This is a genomic window from Brumimicrobium oceani (assembly GCF_003143775.1).
GTDB classification, from domain to species: Bacteria; Bacteroidota; Bacteroidia; order Flavobacteriales_D; family Crocinitomicaceae; genus Brumimicrobium; species Brumimicrobium oceani.
The window spans coordinates 1-1561 of record NZ_QFRJ01000032.1 but is presented as its reverse complement, the minus strand read 5'-3'; the positions used below and the strand labels follow the sequence as shown (position 1 = coordinate 1561).

Here is a 1561-nt window from a genome sequence, read left to right as displayed (position 1 = left end):
ATTCTTTTTCATAGATAAATGAGTGGAGTTATTCATCTAAGATACTGAATACCAGTCTTTTAAACAAGTGTTTCCATGCTTATTTTACTGATTTTTAATTAGTTATATTTTTGTCATGTAGTGTAATAATCCGAACATAATTTCACTAATTGTTTAAATTTAAACATTTAGAAATAATAATGGTTCTAAAAAAAACTTTAATTGTCCGTTATTTTGCAAAAGTTAGATTCTAAATGCAGCTAAAACTTTAACGCTAGATTACCTCGAAAATAAGAAATAACATCTCGGTTAATTGTACCATACGGCATACCTCTGCCTTCTCAGAACTAAAGCTAGTTGTTCCTCCATTTTTAAAGCTTCTGCTTGAGTCTTAATTGGATTTAAATGATTGTACAAAGTTGGCCGAAGGTATTTACCATATTTCTCTACAATAGAGGAAGAAAGCTTGTGACCCTTTTTATTTACAAATCTAGTTTTATGTTGTTCAAAACGTTCGGATGGTGTTTTACTAGTCATTCAGACATACAGGCATTGCATACAACCATTATATTGTGGATTAGCATGCCCAAACCTGGCATTCTCTGAGAAAACCCGTTTAGACAACTCAACAACATAAACATAATATTGAAATCTAGTCATTTTAAATTGGTTAAAGTACTTTAAGATTAAAAAAGCAATAACTACTATTGGTATAAGAAAAATAATTATTGAAATAATATGTAATACCAAAAGTCAATAAGTAAATGACCTATATAGTCAAAGCAATACAACTAATAACTCCATAAATCGAAAAGAAGCTAACAGATTAAACCCTCAATTATTAAATGCTTCATCAGTGTTTAAGTTTTAAAATTCCCATTACTGATCTGTTGCCTCGCTTCTGTTCCACTGTGCCATACTCTTCAAAATTAAATCTTCTAAGAACAACATTTGAATGAAAGCGATCAGCGGTACTTCCCATTCGCATCAATTCTAATTGTCTATTATAATGGTTTGGTATTTCTTCATCTAGTTCGTCAATAGACCCAATATATCCTCATTAACCAAAGGCTCATTTCCAATCTTTAAGCCTGCGCTATATACTTTCTTTTAATTGATTTAATTCTATTCTTGATGGTTTAACCAAATCCATGCTTCCAAGTTATTAAAAACTGAAGTTTTCTCATTTTACCCTAATTGAGGAAAACCATTATACAAAAGAGTTTAAAGAATATTTTAAAACCTAGCTAAAACCCAATCATGCAAATATATTATAGAACTAACAAGAACCACCATAAAAGAATAATAGAATATTTAATAAATGGCTCAATTCGAAAAATATTTCCCAAATATCTGTTTATTGCTTTCCTTAGCTGTGGATATCGTTTAACTTTTCCTTACAAAACGAATAAACGCACAAACGAATATTTAAGGGTTTGAATAAGAATAATCTCCATAAACGCAAAAAACCTCATACATTTCTGTATGAGGTTTTTAAAAAGTGGCGTCGTCTTACTCTCCCACCCTTAAAAGGGCAGTACCATCAGCGCAAGCAGTCTTAACTTCTCTGTTCGGAATGGTA

General features: G+C 30.7%; 1 protein-coding gene. It reads right to left on the bottom strand.

What is annotated here, in order from left to right; all coding sequences use genetic code 11:
* Positions 1 to 288 precede the first annotated feature (288 nt).
* Positions 289 to 516: a hypothetical protein gene (locus tag DIT68_RS16665; RefSeq protein ID WP_317133922.1), complete on the bottom strand. Its 228-nt coding sequence runs from the start codon at positions 514 to 516 to the stop codon at positions 289 to 291.
* Between the last annotated feature and the right edge of the window lie 1045 nt (positions 517 to 1561).